14 protein-coding genes are annotated in these 15,355 nt (G+C 73.5%); 4 read left to right on the top strand and 10 right to left on the bottom strand.

What is annotated here, in order from left to right; all coding sequences use genetic code 11:
* Nucleotides 1-13: 13 nt before the first annotated feature.
* Nucleotides 14-622, top strand: a complete 609-nt coding sequence (locus tag HHX30_RS28635) for a DNA-binding response regulator (RefSeq protein WP_169985421.1) — start codon at nt 14-16, stop codon at nt 620-622.
* On the opposite strand, the gene HHX30_RS28630 is transcribed toward HHX30_RS28635, so the two are convergent.
* The 4 genes from HHX30_RS28630 to HHX30_RS28615 all read right to left on the bottom strand — a co-directional run bounded on the left by HHX30_RS28630 (nt 619) and on the right by HHX30_RS28615 (nt 4,934).
* Nucleotides 619-2,775, bottom strand: coding sequence for a histidine kinase (locus tag HHX30_RS28630; protein ID WP_211592644.1), 2,157 nt, complete (start codon nt 2,773-2,775; stop codon nt 619-621). The two genes, HHX30_RS28635 and HHX30_RS28630, sit on opposite strands and share 4 nt — an antisense overlap.
* 56 nt (nt 2,776-2,831) lie before the next feature.
* Nucleotides 2,832-3,413, bottom strand: coding sequence for a PH domain-containing protein (locus HHX30_RS28625; protein ID WP_169985419.1), 582 nt, complete (start codon nt 3,411-3,413; stop codon nt 2,832-2,834).
* On the bottom strand, nt 3,410-4,498 hold the full coding sequence (locus HHX30_RS28620; protein WP_169985417.1) for an adenosine deaminase: 1,089 nt from the start codon (nt 4,496-4,498) through the stop codon (nt 3,410-3,412). The genes HHX30_RS28625 and HHX30_RS28620 overlap by 4 nt, the downstream gene beginning before the upstream one ends.
* A gap of 82 nt (nt 4,499-4,580) precedes the next feature.
* A complete protein-coding gene (locus HHX30_RS28615) occupies nt 4,581-4,934 on the bottom strand; it encodes a cupin (RefSeq protein WP_169985415.1) in 354 nt (117 codons plus the stop codon).
* A 156-nt stretch (nt 4,935-5,090) separates the two neighbouring features.
* On the opposite strand from HHX30_RS28615, the gene HHX30_RS28610 reads away from it, so the two are divergent.
* On the top strand, nt 5,091-7,157 hold the full coding sequence (locus HHX30_RS28610; RefSeq protein WP_169985413.1) for a hypothetical protein: 2,067 nt from the start codon (nt 5,091-5,093) through the stop codon (nt 7,155-7,157).
* 78 nt (nt 7,158-7,235) lie between these two features.
* On the opposite strand, the gene HHX30_RS28605 is transcribed toward HHX30_RS28610, so the two are convergent.
* Nucleotides 7,236-8,654, bottom strand: a complete 1,419-nt coding sequence (locus tag HHX30_RS28605) for an MFS transporter (protein ID WP_249350536.1) — start codon at nt 8,652-8,654, stop codon at nt 7,236-7,238.
* A 103-nt stretch (nt 8,655-8,757) separates the two neighbouring features.
* Between HHX30_RS28605 and HHX30_RS28600 the strand changes: the two genes are divergently transcribed.
* Nucleotides 8,758-9,216, top strand: coding sequence for a MarR family transcriptional regulator (locus HHX30_RS28600; protein ID WP_311922897.1), 459 nt, complete (start codon nt 8,758-8,760; stop codon nt 9,214-9,216).
* Nucleotides 9,217-9,234: 18 nt separating this feature from the next.
* Here the strand turns inward: HHX30_RS28600 and HHX30_RS28595 are convergent, their stop codons facing one another.
* Both HHX30_RS28595 and HHX30_RS28590 read right to left on the bottom strand, forming a co-directional pair.
* Nucleotides 9,235-10,053: a VOC family protein gene (locus HHX30_RS28595; RefSeq protein WP_169985406.1), complete on the bottom strand. Its 819-nt coding sequence runs from the start codon at nt 10,051-10,053 to the stop codon at nt 9,235-9,237.
* Nucleotides 10,054-10,125: 72 nt separating this feature from the next.
* A complete protein-coding gene (locus HHX30_RS28590; RefSeq protein WP_169985404.1) occupies nt 10,126-11,328 on the bottom strand; it encodes an MFS transporter in 1,203 nt (400 codons plus the stop codon).
* Between the two features lie 58 nt (nt 11,329-11,386).
* Between HHX30_RS28590 and HHX30_RS28585 the strand changes: the two genes are divergently transcribed.
* Nucleotides 11,387-12,409 (top strand): helix-turn-helix transcriptional regulator, encoded by a 1,023-nt coding sequence (locus HHX30_RS28585; protein WP_169985403.1) that lies wholly within the window; start codon nt 11,387-11,389, stop codon nt 12,407-12,409.
* On the opposite strand, the gene HHX30_RS28580 is transcribed toward HHX30_RS28585, so the two are convergent.
* Genes HHX30_RS28580 through HHX30_RS28570 form a run of 3 tightly spaced genes read right to left on the bottom strand, consistent with a single transcriptional unit; the run spans nt 12,387 to nt 15,340 of the window.
* Nucleotides 12,387-13,673, bottom strand: a complete 1,287-nt coding sequence (locus HHX30_RS28580; RefSeq protein ID WP_169985401.1) for a thymidine phosphorylase — start codon at nt 13,671-13,673, stop codon at nt 12,387-12,389. The two genes, HHX30_RS28585 and HHX30_RS28580, sit on opposite strands and share 23 nt — an antisense overlap.
* Nucleotides 13,674-13,682: 9 nt before the next feature.
* Nucleotides 13,683-14,072, bottom strand: coding sequence for a cytidine deaminase (locus tag HHX30_RS28575; RefSeq protein ID WP_169985399.1), 390 nt, complete (start codon nt 14,070-14,072; stop codon nt 13,683-13,685).
* Complete coding sequence (locus HHX30_RS28570; RefSeq protein WP_169985397.1) at nt 14,069-15,340, bottom strand: ABC transporter permease; 1,272 nt, start codon at nt 15,338-15,340, stop codon at nt 14,069-14,071. Before HHX30_RS28570 ends, HHX30_RS28575 begins: the two co-directional genes overlap by 4 nt.
* Nucleotides 15,341-15,355 lie beyond the last annotated feature (15 nt).

Below are 15,355 nucleotides of genomic sequence, written 5' to 3'. Positions count from 1 at the left end.
TAGACATATCCGCGTGATTCGCGTACTCCTTGCCGAGGACCAGCACGTCATCAGGAGCGCCCTGGCGGCCCTGCTCGGGCTGGAGGAGGACCTGGAAGTCGTCGCGACCGTGGAGTCCGGAGAGGCCGCCCTGGCCGCCGCGCTGGTCCACCGCCCCGACGTCGCCGTCCTCGACATCGACATGCCCGGCGGACTGGACGGCCTGGCGGCCGCGGCCGAGCTCCGCACGCGTCTGCCCGCCTGCCGCGCCCTGATGCTGACCGCGTACGGCAAGCCGGGGCACCTGCGCCGTGCCCTCGGCGCCGGTGTGGCCGGATACGTGCTGAAGACGGCGCCGCCGGACGAACTCGTGGCCGCCATCCGCAAGGTCGCGGCCGGCGAGCGGGTGCTCGACCCCTCGCTCGCGGTCACCGCCTGGGACCTGTCGGACAACCCGCTCACCCCGCGCGAGGCGGACGTGCTCCGCCTGGCGGCCTCCGGCGCGGACGCCGCGGACATCGCCGCGCGGCTCCACCTGGCCGCGGGCACCGTGCGCAACTACCTCACCGGGATCGTCACCAAGCTCAACGCCCGCAACCGGACCGACGCCGTGCGCATCGCCACCGAAGCCGGCTGGATCTAGACTCGCGCGGGCGCCGGGGCGGGATGCGGCACGCAGGCGTCGAGCGTGAACCGGTCGCCGTCCACGTGCGAGGTCAGCCGGCCGTCCAGGGCGGCGAGGCGGGTGGTCAGGTTGCCGATGCCGGACGACCCGCGCCTGGTGTTCCCCGGGCGTACTCCGTCGTTGCGCACCCGCAGCCGCAGCCCGCTCTCGTCGGCTCGCATCGTGATCGCGCAGTGGCGGGCCTCGCTGTGCCTGAGCACGTTCGTCACGGCCTCCCTGAGCACGGTGCCCAGCACGGTCTCGACCTCGGCGGGCAGGTCCGGCTCGATCGGCTCCACGGTCACCCGGATCCCGGCGGCCGACAGCACCGTGCGCGCCGACTCCACCTCGGCCGCCAGGGACAGCTCCCGCTGCTCCCCCGACACCGAGCGCAGGTCCGCCCGCGCGCCCTCCGCCATGGCGACGATCTCCTCGATCCGCTCCCGAGGGCTCCGCAGGCGACGGGCCAGCTCGCAGGTGAGGAGGATCGCGGCCAGGGAGTGCCCGAGCAGGTCGTGCAGGTCACGGGCGGCGCGCAGACGCTCCTCGACGATCGCGGAGCGGGCCAGGCTCTCCCTCGCGGCCTGGAGCTCTTTCACGATCTGGGCCAGGCGGAGCAGGGCGTAGACCACGAGCCCGGTGACGAGCGCGCTGATCGTGCTGTTGGCGAGGACGGAAGCGGGCAGGCCGAACAGCGTCCCGGCCCCGGCGACGCTCGCCACGATCGCCGCCGCCGCCGGCCACGCCACCCGCCAGGGGAACGCGAGCAGGACCGGCCCGGCGAGGAAGCCCGCCACTCCGAGCCATACGGGTCCGAACACCGGGATGGGCGCGTACGTGAGCACCGCCATCACCGCCAGCGCCACCATGTGACGCCCGTCGACGGAGCGGAGCTGCATGACGACGATCACGGCGAGGCACGCCGCGGCCGGGAGCACGAGGGCGCCGGGGAGCTGGAGCAGCGCCTTGACGCTGAAGCCCACGAGGACGGCCGCGAGCACCGTGACCGACACCGTGACCGACACCGCGTACGACGTGTCGTGCGCGGGCTCCGGCAGAAGCCACCGCCGCCTTCCGCCCGCCTGGCTCTCCCCCGCACCGGCGCCGGTGCCCGCCTCGCCGGACGCCGTCTCCGCCGACGGCCCGCGGGGAAGGGTCGCCTCAACCACGAAGTGCCCGGCGGGGGTCAGACCGGTGGCGAGGGTGCCGCCCGCCTCCTCCAGCCGGAGGCCGTCGAAGTCCGCGCCCTCGGCGGTGCGGTGGCCGTCGTCGACGACGCGCAGCCGCACCCTGTCTCCCCGCTCGTCTCCCTGCTCGCCCGTCTCGATGACGCACAGCCGGGCGGTGCCCCGCCGTACGACGTCGGTGACGGCCTCCCGCAGCACACCCGCCAGCAGCGCCCCGCCGGGGCCGAGGGGCTCGGTGTGGCCGCCGCGCACCTCGACGGCGATTCCCGCGGCGTCGAGCATCGCCCGCGCCGTGACCAGCTCGGGAGCGAGGGAGGTCGCGCGGTAGTTCGCGGAGGCGGCGCGGGCGTCGGTCAGCGCCGCGCGCGCGGTGGCCGTCACCGAGGCCAGCACCTCGGCCGCGCCGTGCGGCTCCGCGAGCGCGCGGCGACCGCCCTCGACGATCACCTCGAGGCTCCGCCCGAGGCCGTCGTTCAGCTCGGCGGCGAGGCGCAGCCGCTCGGCGGCCACGGCCGCGGCGGCCAGCGAGAGCCGGGCGGCGTGCATCTCGCCCGCGCGCTCCACGAGCCGGGTGAGGCCGAAGACGACCAGCGAGACCAGCACCACGGTGATCGTCGCGTCGGCCGTCGCCCCGCCGCGGGCGGCGTCGATCAGCGCCGCGCTCACCACCACGAGCGGCGCGAGCACGCGCGCGGTATCACGATGGGCACTGGTCAGCAGCAGCGATCCGGCCAGGAAGCCGAGGATCCCGGTGGAGACCCCGCCGGCGACGCTCGCCGAGTAGACGAGGACGGCCTGCGCGGCGAGCAGCCACCACGTCCTGACCTTCAGCAGGTAGAGGACCTGCACGCCGAACACCGCCAGCGCGATCGGCGCACCGGCGACCACGTAGACGCTCGCGAGCGCGGCGAGCACAACGACGACGATCACTCGCGCCAGACGCACTCAGACCCCTTCGGCAGACGGTGACCACCCCGGAGCCGCCGGGTCCGTCTCCGAGGTCAGGAGACGACGAAGGCGGCCGCGACCAGGGCGAGCGCGGCGGCGACGGCCGCTAGGGCGGACGGAGACCAGGTGACGCGGGTCTCACCGGAGGAGTTCTCCCGGCGGGACCGGCTCATCTCGGTGAGCTGGGCGGCCACCCAGTCGGCGTGGGTGCGGGCGCCGACGGCCTCGGCCGCCGCCCGTTCGGCCCGGTTCGCCGACTTGGCCGCCTTGGCGGCCCGCCCGGCGGCCCTGGCCCGCTCACGGGCCGTCGCCTGGGGCGTCCAGCAGCGTACGGTGGTGCCCCCGGACTCGATCACGATGGCACTGGCCACGGACACGTCGTCCACGCCGCTCCAGGGGACGTAGGCGTTCCTCAGCACGTTGCGCACGCGGACGCCGCCCTCCTCGGCCACGATGGCGGGCCGCAGCGCCATCACGAAGACCAGCGCCGTGATGACGCCCAGCACCGCGCCCGCGATCAGCGCGCTGGGGATGCTCCCGTGGGCGACCAGGTCCCACACGTTCCAGGCGGCGAACAGCATCCAGGCCCAGCCGCAGATCCAGGCCAGCCTCGACCGGTAGACCTGAGGTTTCATGCGCGCCACTTCATCTGCGCGTAACCGGGCTTGATGACGCCGTTGATCAGCGCGAGCCGTTCGTCGAAGGGGATGAAGGCCGACTTCATCGCGTTGACCGTGAACCACTGCAGGTCGTCCCAGTCGTAGCCGAAGGCGTCCACCAGCTTGGCGAACTCCTGCGACACGCTCGTCCCGCTCATCAACCGGTTGTCGGTGTTGACCGTCACCCGGAAGTAGAGGCGCCGCAGCAGGCCGATCGGATGCTCGGCGATCGACGGGGCGGCCCCGGTCTGCAGGTTCGACGTCGGGCACATCTCCAGCGGGATCCGCTTGTCGCGGACGTAGGCCGCCAGCCTGCCGAGCTTGGCCTCGCCGTCGTCCGACACCCTGATGTCGTCGATGATCCGCACGCCGTGGCCCAGGCGGTCGGCGCCGCACCACTGGATGGCCTGCCAGATCGAGGGCAGGCCGAAGCCCTCCCCCGCGTGGATCGTGAAGTGGGCGTTCTCCCGCTGGAGGTACTCGAACGCGTCCAGGTGCCGGGTGGGCGGGTAACCGGCCTCGGCGCCGGCGATGTCGAACCCCACCACGCCGAGGTCCCGGTAGCGTACGGCGAGCTCGGCGATCTCCATCGAGCGGGCCTGGTGGCGCATGGCCGTCAGCAGCGTGCCCACCCTGATCCGCGGGCGGCCGTCGGGCCCGGCCGAGCCGAGCCGGAAGCCCTCCAGCACGGCCTCCACGACCTGGTCCAGCGACAGGCCCCGGGAGGTGTGCTGCTCCGGCGCGTACCGCACCTCCGCGTACATCACGCCGTCGTCCGCCAGGTCCTCGGCGCACTCCGCGGCCACCCTGACCAGCGCCTCGCGCGTCTGCATCACCCCGACGGTGTGCGAGAACGTCTCCAGGTAGCGCTCCAGCGAACCCGAGTCCGCGGCGTCCCTGAACCAGGCCCCCAGCTCACCGGGGTCGTACGTGGGCAGCGTGTGGCCGCATTCGCGGGCGAGGTCGACGATCGTCGCGGGACGCAGCCCGCCGTCGAGATGGTCGTGCAGGAGCACCTTGGGCGCCCTGCGAATCTCCTCCAAATCGGGCAGCTTACTCATGCCACCCTCCTCCCCACGGTCGTCCGTCCGGCAATCCTAGCCAGGGACGGAACGGCTTCGGATCGCCGAGACCTGCCGATTCTCACTCCTCGCGATTGGCGGTATCCGGGGAGAACGCGGGCAGGCAGACGGCCACGTACTCCGCGCCGGACGGCCCGGAGCTGTAGCGGATCTTCTCGCCGGGCTCGCTGACGAACGCCTGGCCCGCCTCGATCACGGTCGTGCCGCCCTCGTGCTCCACGACGACCGACCCCTTGAGCACGAGCGTGTACTCGGCGAACTCCGGGGTCTGCGCGGGCTCCTCCCAGCCGGGCGGGGCCACCATGCGCGCGATGGAGACCTGCTCGTCGCCGCTGTTGACGCGGCCGACGTACTCGTCAATGACCTTGCCGCCCGGCACCGGGATGCGGGTGGGGCCGTCGATCCTCCTGACCATGCCGACCAGTCTGTCAGTCGTTCCCCGAAATCCTGTCATTTGCCCGCATCCGCACTAGGCTTGAGCGGCTGCGGAGGCGGGAGGGACCGCAGGGCCGGGGTGATACGTGAACCAGACACGACGCGGTACCCGTCGCCGCGCGGACGGGGAGCCGTGGTGAGAGATCTGCCGGGCTTCGACGCCTTCGCCGCCGACCAGGCCCAGCCGCTCGCGCGTACGGCCCTGTCGCTGACGGGAGACCCGGCGGCCGCCCGCACTCTCGTGGTGACCGCGCTCTCGGCCGTCGCGGCCAAGTGGAGCGCCGTACGCTGGTCGTTCCCCGTCCATGCCGCCCGTGAGGCGCTCTACCGGGCCTACCTGAGCCGGGCCCACCCGAAGCGTCCGCGAACCCCCCGGGCCGCCCGCGGGCACGACGCGCATCCGGTCTTCAGTCCCGGCACGGACGCGGCGGCTCTCCTGGATGCGCTGACCGGGCTGACGCCGCACCGGCGCGCCCTGGTCGTGGCCTGCTTCCATGACGGGCACTCCACCTGGCAGGCGGCCGGCCTGTGCCGCATGGACGCGACACCGGCCAAGACCGAGACCGTGCTCGCCGTCGCCGAACTGCGCAATCGCCTTCCCGCCTCGTTCGTCGCCGGGACGGCGCCGGCCCCTGGGACCGGGGACGCGGGCGGCGGCACCGGCGGCGCGGCGACGGGCCCTTCGCCGGCCTCGTGGCCGGCACCGTCGGAGACAGCCCTCTCCTCGCCCAGCGCCTGGATCTCGTCGTCGCAGGCCGCCGGGCCCTCGCCGACCTCCTGGGCCCCGCCGTCGGAGGCGGCCGCCCCCTCCCACGTCCCCTGGCCCCCGCCCTACGAGGCGGGGCAGGCCTCCGAAGCCCCGGGCCATACCGCGCCGTACCACGCCACGCCCGTGCCGCACACGGCCCCGTCGGCACCCGCCCCCTCGTCGGGGAACACCGGCGCGGACGAACGGGACGACGATCCGTGGGAAGCCGCGCTGCGCAGGGAACTGGCCGCCCTGTCCGCGGCGATGCCCGCGCTCGACCCCCTCCCGCTCGCCGCCGAGGCCGCGCGGGCCGGCCGGCGGCACGGGACACGGCGCCGTGCCCTGGTCACCGGCATGAGCGTCACGCTCACCGCCCTGGTCGTCGTCCCCCTCGCCTTCGCCGCGGCGGGCCTGGCCGGGCGCGTGGGGCGGGCAGCGGACGGCGGCACCCCCGGAGCCCCCGGTTCCCCGGACGCGAGCGCGACGATCCCCGGCCCGCTGCCCGCCTCCCTGCCCGACCCCGTGCGCTTCGCCTACCGGGGGTTTTGCACGAGGGACGACTGGGACCCGGTCGCCGAGGAGTACGCGGACAACGGCTGCGACCATTGGCGGGTGGTGACAGCCGCCGGTGAGCAGTGGCGGCTGGCGGACGTGACCCGCGAGCTCGGCGACGGGTGGCAGCCCCTTGTGGCCGTCAGCGGGGACGGCAACCGCATGGCCTACTACAGCGAGACGTCGTCCGACTTCATGGTCCTCGACCGGCGTCGCGCCCGGGCGGAGAGAAGCGGGATGCTCCCGCTCGGCGAGGACGCGTCGCCGGAGGACGCCCATCTGGTCATCTCACCCGGAGGGCGGTGGATGGCCGCCGACTTCGGCTCGGCCGCGCAGGCGCCCTCACCCCGGGTGCAGAGCCTCACCAGTTATCGGGTCTCGACGCTGCCGCGGCGGATGCGGATCCTGGCGGTCGGGGACGACGGCACGGTGACGGGCACGGCCACGTGGGACACCGACGTGGCTCCCGGCCGCCTCACCACCACCGTCCTGCTGCGGGTGCGGCCGGACGGGCGCACACTGAGCCGTACGCCGATCGACCCGGCGCTGTTCGAGTCCGGCGTCGCGGTCTCCCCGGACGGACACGCCCTCGCCGTCGCGGGCGAGCGCGCCCACCCCCGCGAGGACGACCACGGCCTGCTGGCCACCCTCGACACCGCCACCGGCCGGGTGCTCACCCGGCGTGAGGCGGCCCTTCCGGCGGGCGCGCGCGTCGCCGCCGTTCGCGGCTGGGCGAGCGAGCACGAGGTGATCGTCGAGGCGGAGCGGCCCGGCGACGACGAGGACGAGGGAGAGGAATACTCGGTCCACGCCGTCGACGTGCGCACCGGGGCCGCCCGGCCGATCGCTCTGGACGAGGCGGGCGGCGTGCCCGCCCTCTGGGTGCCCGGCGCGCTGCGCTGACTCGCGTCCCCGCGCCGCGCGGACCGTGGAAAAGGGGCGCCCCGGTGACCGGGACGCCCCTCCGAACCGGTGGACGGGTCAGACCATCTCCAGCACCGGTTCCTCCCGCGCCTCGACCGGCTGCCGCCTGAACCGGAGCCCACTGAGGGCGACGGCCAGGCCGACAAGGGCGAACCCGGCCGAGACCACGATCGCGGCACGGAATCGGGCGATCGGGTCGCCGCCGTCCGCCCCCGAGGTCAGGACGGCGGTGACGATCGCCAGCACCACTGCTCCGCCGACCTGGCCGGAGGTGTTCAGCAGGCCCGAGGCGAGCCCCTGCTCCTCGTCGTCGACTCCGGCGGTCGCCTGGATGTTGAGCGACGGGAACGACAGCGCGAACGCGACGCCGAGCAGCACCATGCCCGGCAGCACCATCGTGAGCAGGCCGGGGTGGAGGTCCACCCGCAGGAACACCCCGTATCCCGCGAGCAGCGCCACCGAGCCCACCACGATCAGCCGCGCGGTGCCGAAGCGGTCGGCGAACCCGCCCATCGTGGTGGAGGTGACCGCGACCAGCAGCCCCGCCGGCAGGAACGCGAGTGCGGTCTGCAACGCGCTCCAGCCCAGCAGGTTCTGGAAGTACTGCATCGCCACGAACTGGAAGCCGACGTACGACCCGAACAGGATGACCAGGCCGATGTTGGCCCGGACGAGCGGCGCGGAGCGCAGGATGCCGAGCCGGACCAGCGGGTGCCGGACCCGGCGCTCCAGCCAGACGAACAGCCCGATCAGGGCGGCGGCCCCGGCGAGCGACAGCACGGTGCGCACCACGCTCACCTTGGGCGCCTCCACCACGGCGAAGACCAGGAGCAGCATGGCCGCCGTGATGGTCGCGGCGCCGAGGAGGTCGTGGCCGCCCTCGCCGCGCTCCTCGCCCCGATCGAGGAGCCGCGCCCCGGCGGCCAGCGCGATGATCGCGACAGGCACCGGCATGAAGAACGTCCAGCGCCAGCCGATCTCGGTGAGCAGGCCGGACAGGACCAGCCCGAGTGAGAATCCGCTGGCGCCGCAGGCGGTGAAGATGCTCAGGGCCCGGTTGCGGGCGGGGCCCTCGGCGAAGGTCGTGGTGATGATGGACAGCGCGGCGGGCGCGGTGAACGCGGCGCTGACGCCCTTCACGAAGCGGGCCGCGATCAGCAGCGTCCCGTCGCTCATCAGCCCGCCGAGCAGCGAGGCGACCGCGAAGACGGCCAGTGCGGACAGGAACACCCGGCGGCGCCCGAGCAGGTCGGCGGTCCGGCCCCCGAGCAGCAGCAGACCGCCGTACCCCAGCACGTAGCCGCTCACCACCCACTGGAGTGACGAGGTGGACATCCCGAGATCAGCCTGGATGGACGGGAGCGCCACCCCGACCATCGACACATCGAGGGCGTCGAGGAACACGACGGCGCAGAGGACGGTGAGAGCACCCCACAGGCGGGCCCCCCAGCGCTCGTCCTGAGTGGAGGAAGTCATGGCAAGGGAAGTTACATGCACATGCATTCAATGCACAAGCAATTAATGCGTTTGCATCTATTGCGTACGCATGGTATGGTCGCGCGGAGAAAGGCGGTCTCACGTGAACGACACCGACACCGGCTTCGTGGTGATGGCCTGGCGCGAACTGCTCGCCCGGTACGCCGAGGTGTCGTGTGCGCTGGAGCGGGAGCTGAGCGACAGGCACGGGCTCGGTGTGAGCGAGTTCGAGGTGCTGGAGCGCCTGGTGGAGGCGCAGTCGCCGTGCGCGGAGCCGGGGGCGGCCAAGTTCCGCGTTCAGGAGCTCGCCGGCCAGGTCCACCTGAGCCAGAGCGCGCTGTCGCGCCTCATCGCCCGGCTGGAACGCGAAGGGCTGGTGGCCCGCGCCATGTGCGAGGCGGACAGGCGCGGCGTGTTCGTCCACGTAACCGAGGAAGGCCGGCGGCGGCACGCGGAGGCGATCCCCACCCATCGGGCCGTCCTGTCCGCGCACCTGTTCCCGCACCTCGTCAACGCCGGTTACGCGCCTCCCGTCCCGGACGACGCGCCCCGCCCCGCCTGATCGACGAGCGCCGGGCGGTCAGGAGGGGCGCAGGGGAACGCCGTCGGGGTCGACGAGCAGGCCGTCCGCCGCGACCCGTGCCCCGGCGGCCACCAGCCGCGCGGCCTCTTTCTCCGGGTTCTCGACGGCGACCGCGATGTGCCGGAAACCCTTCCGGCACGGATCGGGGGTCCACGGGCTCGCGGTCGTCGGAGCGGTGAACGTGAACACCTCCAGAACCGCGTCCCCGGCCAGCAGATACGTGATCAGGAAGCCGCGGGGATCCTGGTCCTGCGTTATCTGGCCGATCACCTCGTAGCCGAGCGTGTCCCGGTAGAAGGCCAGCGCCGTGCCGAGATCGGCGGACGTGACCGCCACGTGGTCGAAGACCGGCGGCGCCGTACGCGGCCTGGCCAGGGCGGCCAGCCGTTCCCGCTCGGCCGGCTCGGGCGAGGCGACCCGGTGATACCGGAGGTAGTTGTCGGTGATCTCCAGATGGGTGCCGTCCGGGTCCTGGAAGAACGCGATGCGCACGCCGCCGACCGCGTCGAGCGGTGGCAGCGTGAAGGGCACGCCGGCGTCGCGCACGCGCTCCGCCCGCAGGTCGACGTCGCCGACCTTGAAGCCGATGTGCCGGATGCCGCGCTGGAGGTCGTCGTTCACCCAGCCGCCGAGATCGCCGTCGCCCGTCTCGACCAGCTTGAGCAGCACGGGCCCCGCCGGCAGCCATGCGACGCCCGGTCCCCCGGCCGGGCCGTCCACCGGGGTGAGATCCAGCAGGTCGCGGTAGAAGCCGAGCGAGCGGGCCAGGTCGGCGACGCCGATCTCGACATGCCGGATGCCTCGATGATCGGACACGGTTCTCCCCTCTGCGCGTCCGGCCGGTCCGGTACGGCGCGACCACCCTGACATACGTTCTCGTACGACCGATCACGCCGCCCTGCCGGCGGGCGCGCAGGAGCGGACCTCCACGGCCGCATCGGCCCGCAGGCCGGGCGCCAGCGCGAGGGTGACCGCGACGGAGGCCACCGCCATCACGCCCATGGCGGCCGCGGCCGAGGTGAACTGGGCCACCGCCCCCGCGATCGCGGCGCCCACCCCCTGCATGGTGAGCACGCCCGACGACTGCAGCCCGAGCGCCTGCCCGCTCATCTCCTCCGGAGTGACGGCCATGAGGCGTTCCTGGAGCAGCAGGCCGGCCGAGTATCCGGCCGAGGCGAGGACGACGGCGGCCACCGCGACCGGCAGGGACGGGTGGAGGAGGAAGACGAGGTACGGCACGGCGAGCAGCAGGCGCAGCGGAGCGCTCAGCCGCTCGCGCCACCGCTTGGGGACGAACCGCCCCATCAGCGTGTCGCCTGCGAGCATTCCGGCGGCGGCGCAGGCGAACAACAGCCCCGCGTGCGAGGCGTCGTAGGCCACGTACAACGACTCGCACCCGACGATCAGGCCGTTCGGCACCCAGAGAGCCAGGTACAGGCGGCGGCGCACCACCGACGACCAGAGCGTGCGGTTGGTCCGCCAGGTCTGCGCGGGCGAGGGCCGTCCCTGGGCGCGGGGCGGGCGCGCTGACAGTCCCCACCGGGCGACGACTGCGGCGACGAGGTACAGCCCCGCCGCGGCGAGCAGGGTGCCGCGCGGGGACAGCGCGGTCATGAGCGCACCTCCGGCGCCGAATCCGATGATCTGCTGCACACCGACCGACATGCTGAGCACCGATCGGCCGAGCAGGTAGCCGTCCTTGGGCAGGATCTCGTTGAGCAGCCCGAACCGGACCCCGCCGCCGAGGGACGCGGCGAGCCCCATGCCGAGGACGACGGCGAACAGCGCCCACAGCGGCAGGCCGGGCAGGGCGAGCACGACCGTGCCGGCCCAGAAGACCAGTGCCAGACCTGTCATCGCCGCGCGCGGAGGCAGCCGGTCGGCGGCCGACAGCAGCACCGTCGCCCCGAGCACCTGTGCGAAGGACGCGCCGAACATGCTCAGGGCCGACAGCAGCGGCGACCGTGTCGTCCCGTACACGAGCGTGCCGAGCGCCAGGCCGCTCACGGTCGAGGCAGCCACCTGCGCGGACGCCACGGTGAACAACGGCGTGAATTCGGGGGTGCGGAACAGTTCCCGATACGTGCGCATGACGTGAGCGTCGATCACCTTCACGGGCCGCCGGTAATGTTTCGCGGGGAGGCGAAACATGGGCTGGTGGCTGGTCAACGCCGACACTCTCGCGGAGAGCCGGTTCGTGATCTCCCCGCTGGCCGAGGCCACCGCCTGCCTCTGGACGCTGGAGAAGGCGTCGGGGGCGCATCCGGGCGAGCGGGAGTGGCTCGACGAGCATCTGCCCGCCTACCGGGCCCGCCTGGCCGGCGACCCGATCACGGCGCTGCTGCTGAAGGCCGCGCGGGGACGCAGCTGGACCGCCGACTTCCTCACGCCCGCCCCGACCGGCGAGGGCGACCCGGCGTTCGAGGAGGAACTGTCCCGCGTCCGCGCGACCCCGCCCGAGATCGCGCACGCGGACATCGAGGTGGCGCTGCGCAGCCCGTTGCCCACGGCGCTGCGCCGTTACGACCTGCCCGAACGCGCGGCGGGTCTGCTGGAGTGGGTGTGGACGCGGACCGTGCTGCCCGACTGGCCGCGCCGTCGGCGGATCATGGAGGCCGACGTCGTCGCCCGCGTCGGCCATCTGAGCCAGGGCGGCTGGGCCGCCGCGCTGAACGACATGCGCAAGGGGATGCGCTGGCTCGGCGGCAACCGGCTGCAGATCAACACCTACGACTACCCGCCGAGGCGGATCGGCGGGGCCAGGCTGATGTTCGTCCCGGTCACCCACCGCCAGGCCTGGACCGCCTGGACCTCGGGCCGGCACTACGCCCTGGTCTACCCCTGCTCGGGCACACTGGCCGAGCCGGACCGCGCGCCGGCGCCGGAGGCGCTCGGCCGGCTGCTCGGCCCGGCCAGGGCGCGGGTGCTCGTGCTGCTCGCCGCTCCCAAGAGCACGACCCACCTCGTGGCGCTGACCGGCCAAGGGCTGGGATCGGTGGGCCGCCACCTCAGGGTGCTCCTCGACGCCGGTCTCGTACGGCGCCGCAGGGCGGGCCGGTCGGTCCTGTACTACCGCACGCCCCTCGGCGACGCCCTCGCGGCGAGCGACGCCGAGGCCCGCACCGCCGGGGAAGGGCCCGGAGGAACGCTCAGGCCGTCAGGCGGTCGATGACCAGCGGCAGCAGGTCCGCGCCGCCGTCCTCGCCGATCTCGTACGCCCCCTCGATCGCCTGGAGAGCCCGGTCGAACCGGCCGGCCTCGTCGGCGTACAGGGTCATCAGCGGCGCACCCTCGCGTACGGCGTCGCCCGGCTTGGCGTGCAGGACGACGCCCGCGCCCGCCGACACCGGGTCCTCCTTGCGGGCCCGCCCGGCCCCGAGCCGCCAGGCCGCCAGGCCGACCTTGAGCGCGTCGAGCGTCCGCAGCGTGCCCGAGGCGGGAGCGGTGACCACGGCCGACTCGGCGGCCTTCGGCAGCGGCGCGTCCGGGTCGCCGCCCTGAGCGGCGATCATGCGCCGCCAGGCGTCCATCGCCGAGCCGTCCTTCAGCGCCTCCTCGGGATCCTTGGCGCCCGGCACCCCGGCGGCCTCCAGCATCTCCCGTGCCAGCCGTACGGTGAGCTCGGTCACGTCGGCGGGGCCGCCGCCGGCGAGCACCTCGACGGCCTCCTCGACCTCCAGCGCGTTGCCCACCTTCAGGCCCAGCGGCCGGTCCATGGCGGTCAGCAGGGCCACCGTGCGCACCCCGGCGTCGGTGCCGAGCTCGACCATCGTCCGGGCCAGCTCGCGCGCGTCGTCCACGTTCTTCATGAACGCGCCCGAGCCGGCCTTCACGTCGAGCACGAGCGACCCCGTGCCCTCGGCGATCTTCTTGGACATGATCGAGGAGGCGATCAGCGGGATCGACTCGACCGTGCCGGTGACGTCGCGCAGCGCGTAGAGCTTCTTGTCGGCCGGGGCGAGGCCCGCGCCCGCCGCGCACACGACCGCCCCGGCCGAGCGGATCACGGCGAGCATCTCGTCGTTCGACAGCGACGCCCGCCAGCCGGGGATCGACTCCAGCTTGTCCAGCGTGCCGCCGGTGTGCCCGAGGCCCCGCCCGGACAGCTGCGGCACGTACGCGCCGCAGGCGGCGACGAGCGGGGCCAGCGGCAGGGTGATCTTGTCACCGACCCCTCCGGTGGAGTGCTTGTCGGCGGTGGGCCGGTCGAGGGCGGACCAGTCCATCCGCTCCCCCGACCTGATCATGGCCTGGGTCCAGTCCGCGATCTCCCTGCGGTCCATGCCGTTGAGCAGGATCGCCATCAGCAGCGCCGACATCTGCTCGTCGGCCACCTCGCCCCGCGTGTACGCGTCGATCACCCAGTCGATCTGGGCGGTCGACAGCTCACCGCGGTCACGCTTGGCGATGATGACCTCGATCGCGTCGAACCCCACGCTTGTCCCCTATCTCGACAGATCGTCGGGTCCGAAGGCGAACGGCAGGAAATCGGCCATCCGCATCGGCCCGTCGGGCGTCTCCACCAGCAGATCCCGCCCGCCGTGCTCGAACAGCAGCTGGCGGCAGCGGCCGCACGGCATCAGCAGCTCGCCGTGGCCGTCCACACAGGTGAAGGCCACCAGCCTGCCGCCGCCGCTCGCGTGCAGCGCCGAGACGAGCCCGCACTCGGCGCACAGGCCCACGCCGTACGACGCGTTCTCCACGTTGCAGCCGGTCACGATCCGGCCGTCGTCGACGAGCGCCGCCGCCCCCACGGGAAACTTCGAGTACGGCGCGTACGCGTGGGTCATGGCCTCGCGGGCCGCGACCCGCAGCGCCTCCCAGTCGATGCTCATTTCGCCTGCCCCCTTCGATACGGGACGCCGTCCGCCGCCGGCATGCGCAGCCGCTGCGAGGCCAGCGACAGCACCAGCAGCGTGGTCAGGTGGGGGGTGAACGAGGTGAACTGCTCCGGCACGGTGTCCGTCACCGCGAACACCGCGAACACCGCGATCGCCACGACCCCGGTGAGCAGGGCCGCGACCCCGCGCCGCTGCCGTACGAGCTGGTAGACCGCCACGGCGGCGAGCAGCAGCGCGACGACCAGCAGCAGCGCGTGCACCGAGATGCCGCCCTGGCGGAGCTGGAGGGCGTCGGTGTAGCCGAACAGCGCCGCGCCTCCGGCGAGCCCGCCCGGACGCCAGTTGCCGAAGATCATGGCGGCCAGGCCGATGTACCCGCGGCCGCCCGTCTGCCCGTCCCGGTAGATCCCCGCCGCCACGATCGACAGGAACGCGCCGCCGAGCCCGGCGAGCACGCCGGAGATGATCACGGCGGCCCATTTGTACAGGTAGACGTTGACGCCCAGCGACTCCGCCGCGACCGGACGCTCGCCGCACGCCCGCAGACGCAGGCCGAACGGCGTGCGCCACAGGATGTAGAACGACAGCGGGACCAGCAGGATCGCCAGGATCGTGAACCACGACACGCCCTGGGTGATGCCCCGCAGCACGCCCGCGAAGTCCGACAGCACGAACCAGTGCTTGGCCTCGACGGTCCGCAGCGGGTCGTCGAGGAAGCCCAGGCTCACCGTGCCCATCTTGGGCAGCGGCGGCGAGTTCTTCGTCCCGCCGCCCGGCATGCCGTCGAAGACGAGCTGGGACAGGTACTGGGTGAAGCCGACGCCGACGATGTTGATCGCCACGCCGGAGATGATGTGGTCGACGCCGAAGGTCACGGTGGCGACGGCGTGGATCACCGCGCCCAGCGCCCCGCCGACGGCCCCGGCGACCACGCCCGCCCAGGGGCTGTGGAACTGGAGGGCGCCCCAGGCGCCGAACCAGGTGCCGAGCACCATCATGCCCTCGAGGCCGATGTTGACCACGCCGGCCCGCTCCGACCACAGACCGCCGAGACCGGCGAGCCCGATCGGCACGGCGAGACCGAGCGCGGCGCTGACCGTGCCCGCCGAGGTGATGTCGTTCGCCCCGGTCACCAGCCGCGCGACCGACAGCAGCACCACCAGCCCGGCCAGGCCGAGCAGAAGGACCGGCGCCGACAGCCGGAAGCGACGCGCCGGGGGCGTCTCGACCGGGCGGTCGACCGGGAGATCCGTCGCCGTCATGCCGTCTCCTCGATT

Source organism: Microbispora sp. H10836 (genome assembly GCF_012999525.1).
Classification (GTDB): Bacteria; Actinomycetota; Actinomycetes; order Streptosporangiales; family Streptosporangiaceae; genus Microbispora.
This window is presented reverse-complemented; position numbering and strand designations above follow the sequence as displayed.

What these genes read in the sequence shown, in the direction of transcription:
- HHX30_RS28605 (WP_249350536.1), bottom strand. Translation starts at nt 8,654, where the DNA reads ATGACTTCCTCCACTCAGGACGAGCGCTGGGGGGCCCGCCTGTGGGGT.
- HHX30_RS28625 (WP_169985419.1), bottom strand. Translation starts at nt 3,413, where the DNA reads ATGAAACCTCAGGTCTACCGGTCGAGGCTGGCCTGGATCTGCGGCTGG.
- HHX30_RS28615 (WP_169985415.1), bottom strand. Translation starts at nt 4,934, where the DNA reads ATGGTCAGGAGGATCGACGGCCCCACCCGCATCCCGGTGCCGGGCGGC.
- HHX30_RS28590 (WP_169985404.1), bottom strand. Translation starts at nt 11,328, where the DNA reads ATGCGCACGTATCGGGAACTGTTCCGCACCCCCGAATTCACGCCGTTG.
- HHX30_RS28620 (WP_169985417.1), bottom strand. Translation starts at nt 4,498, where the DNA reads ATGAGTAAGCTGCCCGATTTGGAGGAGATTCGCAGGGCGCCCAAGGTG.
- HHX30_RS28570 (WP_169985397.1), bottom strand. Translation starts at nt 15,340, where the DNA reads ATGACGGCGACGGATCTCCCGGTCGACCGCCCGGTCGAGACGCCCCCG.
- HHX30_RS28585 (WP_169985403.1), top strand. Translation starts at nt 11,387, where the DNA reads ATGGGCTGGTGGCTGGTCAACGCCGACACTCTCGCGGAGAGCCGGTTC.
- HHX30_RS28575 (WP_169985399.1), bottom strand. Translation starts at nt 14,072, where the DNA reads ATGAGCATCGACTGGGAGGCGCTGCGGGTCGCGGCCCGCGAGGCCATG.